The following is a 6635-nucleotide window of genomic DNA, read 5'->3' as shown; positions in this document are numbered from 1 at the left end:
GATTGGAAGCGAATATGACTATTACTACTGTGCCAAATCGAGTGAAAATTCTCAAGGATAAATTCACGCAAAGCTTGGGACTACCATTCCAAGAACTGTTACCAGAGTCGGAAATCCAGAGAATCATTGAGGAGCTACAAATTAAATATCGTCGTCGATTATTCGACCCATTTGTAACTTTGTGGGCATTTCTCTCTCAAGTTTTGGATGTTGATAAAAGTTGCCATAACGCTGTGAGCAGAATAATTGCTTATTTGGTCAATGAAAAAGTAGAACTTCCTTCAACTGATACAAGTGCTTACTGTCAAGCACGTTCGAGATTACCGGAAGAATTATTGCAGAAACTGTTCGGGAAAGTGGCACAAGATTTATCAGAGAAAGTGACAACAGAATATTTGTGGTGTGGTCGTCATGTGAAAGTAATAGACGGTTCCACCGTCTCAATGCCTGACACTGTAGAGAACCAAAAAGCTTATCCTCAATCAAAAAGTCAAAAGCCTGGATGTGGGTTCCCCATTGCTAAAATTGGTGTGATGTTTAGTCTAGTTACAGGTGCTGCTCTAGCAATAGCTATCAATGTTTTACACACTCACGATCTCCAATTAGCTAGGCAGTTGTACCAATTTCTCAATCCCTTAGATGTACTTTTAGGGGATAGGGCTTTTTGTGCTTATGCCGATTTGGTTTCGATTAAAAATCTTGAATGTGATGTAGTTTTTCGGAAGCATCAGTCCCGAAAAACATCCATGCAAAGAGGAAGAATTACTGGAGAAAGCGATAAGTTGGTGATTTGGTACAAACCCCGAAAATGCCCACAAGGATTAAGTGAGAATGCATTCGCTGCTCTTCCTTCAACTCTGGTTGTCCGAGAGATTTATTACTACATTATTATCCCTGGTTTTCGGACTCAACAAATTAGTTTAATCACAACTTTATTGGATGCAAAAATTTATCCTACTTTGGAACTTGTGCGGCTTTATGGCTTGAGATGGGATGTTGAAGTAAATTTAAAACATCTCAAGTCTACTTTAGGCATGGACGTTCTACGCTGTAAAACTCCTCCAATGATCCGCAAAGAGCTTTATGTCTATTTACTTGCTTACAATCTGCTACGTACTTTAATGTGGCAAGCTAGTACAACTTACGGTGTACCACCAGTACGCTTATCATTACAAGGAACTCGTCAACACTTGAATCATTTTATCCCACAAATGTTAGCTATCTCTGGGGTAAAACGCCATCACATCTATCAAACTTTACTCAAGGTTATTGTTCACAAATCAGTTCCCACTCGCCCTGGTCGGGCTGAACCCAGAGTGAGAAAGCGTCGTCCCAAAGCTTATCCCTTGATGAAAAATCCCAGACATGAGTTACGCAGACAATTGCAAACTGCTTGAGCCATGAGTGTTTCAGCTTAACTTAGTGCCATTCGGTTTATTTGTCAAGGGAGCAAGGGAAGAGAGCTGGGGGAGTTGGGGAGGCGGGGGGAGCTGAGGGAGAAAGAACCCAATTACCCATTACCCATTACCAACCGCCTTTACAAAACCGGAGATCTTGCCCGCTACCTAATCGATGGTAATCTTGAATACCTCGGACGCATCGATCGCCAAGTGAAAATTCGCGGCTACCGCATTGAATTGGGAGAAATTGAAAGCCTGCTATTACAACACTCAGCAGTAGAAGAAGCTGTAGTTTTGGCACAGGAAGATCGATCGAGCAATTATTGTTTAGTTGCTTATATTGTTCCTGATGTAGAGACTAATTTATCAAATTTAAAATTAAAAATCCAAAATCCAACATCAAATGACTTGCGCTGCTTTCTCAAGCAAAAATTACCAGACTACTCGATTCCTTCAGCTTTTGTAGTACTGCCATCCCTACCACTAACTCCTAATGGTAAAGTGGATCGAAATGCCTTAATGAAGTCTAATATCAGTAGTCCAGAGCGTCCTTTTGTTACTCCTAAAACTGCCATTGAAGCAACCTTAACAACACTTTGGGCAAATATCCTGAAGCTTGAGCAAGTGGGTATTGAGGACAACTTTTTTGAATTAGGTGGAAATTCCCTGCTGGCAGTCCAGTTATTGGAGCAGGTAGAGCGGCAATTCGAGCAAAAACTACCATTGTCCGATCTCTTTGGTGCGCCAACTGTTGAGCAATTCGCGCCTCTGATTCAGAAATGGGAAAAGCCTAAACGTAATTCTAAGCGATCGCCCCTTGTGCCACTCCAGCCTTTAGGTTTTAAGCCGCCATTCTTCTGTATTCACCCAATTTTCGGTGTTGTTCTGCCCTACTACGAGTTGGCGCGTCATTTAGGAACCGAACAGCCCTTTTACGGACTGCAACCTTTTGGGATGGACGGTTTGCACCCACCATTAACCAGCATTGAGGAGATGGCGGCTAGCTACATCGAAGCACTGCGTCAAATTCAGCCGCACGGTCCTTATCAGCTAGGTGGTTGGTCTTTTGGCGGTTTAGTTGCCTATGAGATGGCGCAACAGTTACACCAAGCAGGAGAGCAAGTGAGTTTCTTGGCAATCCTAGATACGATCGCTCCTATTTCTAGCAATCGAGTTTCCTGGGGCGATGGTTTGAAATTTCTCCTGACAACCGTACCTGGTTCTATTTATCCTTTTGTTCGGGATTACTGGTCGCTGCTTCGCGATCGCCTGGCGCGTTCTAGAAACGATAATAGCGATCGCCTACGCACTTCAAATCCAATTTCTACAATGAAAAAAATTTTGACTCCTCACGCATGGCTATCTTCCCTAGAACGAACAACTATTAGCCATCTCCTTCCACGATCGGCTGTTTTAAGAATGCTGGACGAGTTAACCATTCATCGACTGATGAAGATTTTTTCTGCCAATAGCCGAGCTACCTTGAAGTATACACCTCGACCTTACCCTCTAGCGATCGCCCTATTTAGAACTACCGAATTGCAAAAAAAATCTCACGACCCAACTTTAGGTTGGAGTCAATTGTCAAGATCTGGCGTGCAAGTTCACTACATTTCTGGTAACCACTTGACTATGCTGCAAAAGCCTCACGTCCGAGTGCTTGCCGAACACTTACGCAGATATCTGGCATAACGCCAAACGAGATCGACGAATAGCTTTGTCTATGCTGCTGAGTGATGTTGACTTTCCCCAGTCTATATCGATTGTTTCGGTTGGGAGAAGCGCTCGCGCAAGAGACTGAGTCAGGCGATCTCGCTAGAATCGCCCGTGTCCGATGTCCTTGAGCGCCGCCAGAGCAGCCCGATCCTTATCCATTTCCCAATCTCCATGAATGCTAAACATGCTGAAGAACAGAACGTTGTGGAGTTTCTTGCGCCGAGCGTAGGCAGCCATGTCCCGCAGCCATAGCGCTCGCGCCTCTCGCCCGTGCTTCCCCTTCCACTCTCCATCTGAGCCGCCTGGGTTGAACCAGTTAGGGTCTGACCCACACTCGCTAATCGCCACCGGCTTGTTGACACCGAACTCCGCCATCCATTTGCGCAGTGTCGCGATCGCATCTTCCCTGAGCTGACCGCCGTACATGTGAGTGCCGATGAGATCGGCATATTTTCCAATACCTGCCTTGAGGAGAGCGCGGTTGTATTCGGTGTTCGGTCTGGTCGCGGGTGCAGACTCGACGAGTATTCCTGGGTCTACCCGCTTGATTGCCTCGTAGCAGGCTTTTTGCATACGGACGACGGTTGCGGGTGTCTCGGGACCTCGCTTGGCATCTCGACCGCGAATATCTGGTTCGTTATCCACTATGTAGTAGCGCACCGTATCCTTCCAATGGTGAGCCACTTGACCGCATTTCCAGGCATAGTTCTTCGTCCACTGGATGGGTTCGTATCCGGCGACATCGAGTTCCCACCTGAAAGCGATTACCATGTGAAGGGCTAACCCTTTAGCCAAGTGTTCTTGAATTACTACGTCGCGCCGAGAGAAATCGCACGGCTCCCCCTCCCGTTCGCACTTCATCTTGTCTGCTCCGGTGCGGACTGCGGTGAGCCCAAGGGCAGAGATGCGCCCTGACACCATCTGACTGAACTTCTGGGAGTCGTCGTACCCAGTGCCGTCGTTCACGCCGAAGATGACATTCCCGCCTCCTCGCTGCGGCACGTCGGTCTTCAAGTCGGCGCAGGCGAAAGAAAATGGCAGAATCGCACTGAGGATAAACGCACAGCAGAAGAATAAGAGCTTCGGATGTTTCTTTGGATGAACAGCGGCAACGAGGCGACCGATTGTGACGCGGTAAAGATCGGGTATGTGCATAATTTCTCATGCGGTAAAGTTCGCTCGGGCGGTTATGTATTTATTCCTGCCAGACATTACATGCTTATGTTCTTTTGGATCAAACCAAATCATCTTCATAAAACACCAGCGCCTTTTTTAGAATTAAGCTTCAATACTTCTGTCATATGACTTCTACCTGCTGAAGACTTTTTGCTTGACTTTTGAAGCAACTACAATAACTACTCTCAAATTTCCGCAAACAAGTTAGAGCAATTTTTTCGATTCTGCAAGCGAAACTTTTTCAGAAAAATAGCTACAGATTGAGCGCAACGGATTAGATAGCAATTCCAAAAATTTGAGAGCCTTACCTGAGAGAAGCCTATATAATTTGTCAATCTAGTCAAGTCGAGAATAAAATTTTGTAAAGTAGGAACGTGCAACTTAATACTGAATCTTTTGTTACGCCTCTATCTAAAGAAAGAGTTTTTGATTCGGTATCTGAAGTAGCTTGCGTGACTTGAGCAAATATAACTATTCTTTGGATGAATTTCATAGCTACGCTCTCGGTTAGTTCCTTGATACTTTACCGATGTGAAGTGACGAGTTCCGCTCGGTCTGTTTGTCGCATCCGAGGCGGTGTACCAACAAGTCTAGCTGTAGCGGCTGCTAGTCACGAATGAGTTGACCAAAAAGCCCAACTGATGGAGTTTTATGCAACAGTCAAGTCCGCTCGTTGGCTTAATCACTCCACCGTTCCAACAGCAATGGAAGCGTCGCGCGCAGCTGCCAGAACACAGCGAAGTTTTATGGCGGATCGAATCAGGTGTCGTCTGTAGTATGACTTGGACTGCTGAAGGCGAGCTAGTTTGCTTGGGCTATTGGGGAGTGGGAGATGTGGTGGGACACCGATTGTCACGAGTGCGACCTTACGAAATCCACTGCCTCACAGATGTCGTCATCAGCTGCTGTTCCTACACTCAGCGATCGCATTTCACCGATGCCATCATTCACCAGCAGCAGCAAACCGAAGAACTCCTGAGCATTATTCATCTCAATCCCCTATCTCAGAAGTTATGGCAGCTCCTCATGTGGTTGAGTCAAAAATTCGGTTGCGACGTGGAAAACGGTCGCTTGCTCGATCTGCCGCTCACCCATCAGCAGTTGGCTCAGACGCTGGGGACGAATCGGGTCACGGTGACCACAATCCTTCAGCGGTTAGAAGCAGAGGGAAAAATACATCGGCAGCAACGGCGGCTCGTTGTCGCACGGCAGGAAAACCACGCTCGTCAGTCAAAAGACGTGCAATCTAGAGAGCGAGCAAACAGGGCGCGCCACCGGGCTAACATCATCACGAGCGATCGCTCCTGAACTTTTCCGTACCTGTGTGCAATTGACAAGCTTTTAGTATGAGTAGAGAATAAGCCAAAAGCAAAGATGCCGAAAGTCAGATTCAGAGCGCTTGTAACATTTGCTAGCAGCGCTCGACGTGCGAGAGCGATCGTGGCGATCGAGAATCTCTCAAGCGAGCCGCTGCAAAAGATGGAGCGCATGACCGAGAACTTTCTCGGCTCGACTCAAATTTCTGCGGTGGTCGCTCGATAACGTTCGCGATTGAGGTGTTTTATGGTGGTGACTCAAACTAACGTCTACTGTAATGAGATCGAGCTGTTGATTTCTTACTATCAAAAGCCTTCGCTCTGGTTACGCAATCGACTGGTGAGAAGGCACGCTGGGTTAGTACGCCAGATGGCGCGTCAACTGTACCATCGCTCTCCCGAACCTTATGAAGATTTAGAGCAGATTGGATACTTCGGTTTGATTCGCGCGATCGAGCGCTTTAATCCCGATCGAGGATATGCTTTTAGTTCTTTTGCAATTCCTTATATTCGCGGTGAAATTTTACATTTTATCCGCGATCGCGCCGGAGTGGTAAAAATCCCCCGCCGCTGGCAAGAGCTTCACGCTCGCGGGCAAAAAGTTTACCAACAATTAACTTCTTCTCTCGGTCGTCTTCCGACAGATTTAGAGATTGCGCGATCGCTGCACGTCTCGCTGTCAGAATGGAGAGAAAGCCAATTAGCCATTCAAAATTGCCGCGTCTTCAGTTTAGATAGTACGTTGGTTCGAGAGTCCGATGGTCAGATTCAACTAGCCGATACCATAGCAGAGCGACGTTCTTGCACTTTACAGCCAGAAGAAGAGCGGCAACAATTGCGCTTCGCTATGAACCAGTTGGAAGAAAATACTCGCAAGGCAGTTGAATTGGTCTTCCTCCAGCAATTTTCTCGCAAAAAAGCAGCTCAATACCTTGGTGTGAGTCCGATGACTGTCACTCGATATCTACAAAAAGGCAAACAACAGTTGTTTGAGCTGTTGCAACCCTAGAATTTTGGACTCGACTGA

6 protein-coding genes are annotated in these 6635 nt (G+C 46.6%); 5 read left to right on the top strand and 1 reads right to left on the bottom strand.

The annotated features are described in order from the left end of the window. The first annotated feature begins 14 nt into the window (after positions 1–14). Complete coding sequence (locus tag CHRO_RS12655; RefSeq protein ID WP_015152954.1) at positions 15–1397, top strand: IS4 family transposase; 1383 nt, start codon at positions 15–17, stop codon at positions 1395–1397. Positions 1398–1472: 75 nt separating this feature from the next. Beyond that, positions 1473–3092 carry a thioesterase domain-containing protein gene (locus tag CHRO_RS12650; RefSeq protein ID WP_015154600.1) on the top strand — a complete coding sequence of 540 codons (1620 nt, stop codon included), beginning with the start codon at positions 1473–1475 and terminating at the stop codon, positions 3090–3092. Between the two features lie 123 nt (positions 3093–3215). Here CHRO_RS12650 and CHRO_RS12645 read toward each other — a convergent pair whose 3' ends face one another. After that, positions 3216–4271, bottom strand: a complete 1056-nt coding sequence (locus tag CHRO_RS12645) for a hypothetical protein (protein ID WP_015154599.1) — start codon at positions 4269–4271, stop codon at positions 3216–3218. 672 nt (positions 4272–4943) lie between these two features. Here CHRO_RS12645 and CHRO_RS12640 point away from each other — a divergent pair. The 3 genes from CHRO_RS12640 (at position 4944) to CHRO_RS12635 (ending at position 6617) form a co-directional block, all read left to right on the top strand. Then, positions 4944–5600, top strand: coding sequence for a Crp/Fnr family transcriptional regulator (locus CHRO_RS12640; protein WP_015154597.1), 657 nt, complete (start codon positions 4944–4946; stop codon positions 5598–5600). A gap of 66 nt (positions 5601–5666) precedes the next feature. Then, a complete protein-coding gene (locus tag CHRO_RS32150; protein WP_158266024.1) occupies positions 5667–5834 on the top strand; it encodes a hypothetical protein in 168 nt (55 codons plus the stop codon). A 21-nt stretch (positions 5835–5855) separates the two neighbouring features. After that, positions 5856–6617, top strand: coding sequence for a sigma-70 family RNA polymerase sigma factor (locus CHRO_RS12635; RefSeq protein WP_015154596.1), 762 nt, complete (start codon positions 5856–5858; stop codon positions 6615–6617). The last annotated feature ends 18 nt before the right edge of the window (positions 6618–6635 follow it).

This window comes from Chroococcidiopsis thermalis PCC 7203 (assembly GCF_000317125.1).
In the GTDB taxonomy this organism is placed as follows: Bacteria; Cyanobacteriota; Cyanobacteriia; order Cyanobacteriales; family Chroococcidiopsidaceae; genus Chroococcidiopsis; species Chroococcidiopsis thermalis.
Note: the sequence above shows the minus strand (reverse complement) of the source record. Positions and strands in the feature narration are given on the sequence as shown.

Excerpts from the sequence above, each read along its gene's own strand:
- CHRO_RS32150 (WP_158266024.1), top strand. The coding sequence starts at position 5,667 with ATGCCGAAAGTCAGATTCAGAGCGCTTGTAACATTTGCTAGCAGCGCT.
- CHRO_RS12635 (WP_015154596.1), top strand. The coding sequence starts at position 5,856 with ATGGTGGTGACTCAAACTAACGTCTACTGTAATGAGATCGAGCTGTTG.
- CHRO_RS12640 (WP_015154597.1), top strand. The coding sequence starts at position 4,944 with ATGCAACAGTCAAGTCCGCTCGTTGGCTTAATCACTCCACCGTTCCAA.
- CHRO_RS12645 (WP_015154599.1), bottom strand. The coding sequence starts at position 4,271 with ATGCACATACCCGATCTTTACCGCGTCACAATCGGTCGCCTCGTTGCC.
- CHRO_RS12655 (WP_015152954.1), top strand. The coding sequence starts at position 15 with ATGACTATTACTACTGTGCCAAATCGAGTGAAAATTCTCAAGGATAAA.